Origin of the sequence: Collinsella sp. SGI.241 (genome assembly GCF_050312955.1) — a bacterium.
GTDB lineage: Bacteria > Actinomycetota > Coriobacteriia > Coriobacteriales > Coriobacteriaceae > Collinsella.
Genome location: NZ_JBNPKM010000033.1, coordinates 1 through 478 on the forward strand (window position 1 = coordinate 1; position 478 = coordinate 478).

Consider the following 478-nt stretch of genomic DNA (forward strand, 5'->3'; position numbering starts at 1 on the left):
GGCTCTTCGGTGGTTTCTGTGGGAGAGATTCCGGCATAGGCCCAGCTCAGCGGGCGAAAACAACGATCTGGAACTGAAACGGCCCCGGGAGGGGCCGTTTCCGCGTCATCCGCCTATGATTGCTAAGCCAAATTCAGACAACCGAAGAGGTGTGACGCATGAAGAGTCTACTACTTCTCGCCCTCGGTCTGGCCCGCACGGTCGTCCTGGGCGCGCGCATCGAGGCCGAGCGCATCGTCGTGAGCGTCCGGCCCTACAAGCGCGAGCAGCGCCGCTGCCCCGTATGCGGCAGGGCCTGCGACTTCTACGACATGGCGAACCGCGGGGCCCCCAGGCTGTGGAGGGCGATGGACCTGGCGCGCTCGGCCTGCTACCTGGAGTACGCGCCCTGCAGGGTGCGCTGCCCGGAGCACGGCGTGCGCACCGAGGCCGTCCCCTGGGCGCGGCACGGGGCGCGCTTCACGCGCGACTTCGAGGA

1 pseudogene is annotated in these 478 nt (G+C 67.8%); it reads left to right on the forward strand.

The window, feature by feature from the left end:
- Positions 1–158 precede the first annotated feature (158 nt).
- Positions 159–478, forward strand: a pseudogene (locus ACQQ92_RS08435) (ISL3-like element ISAar34 family transposase); the annotation flags it as partial.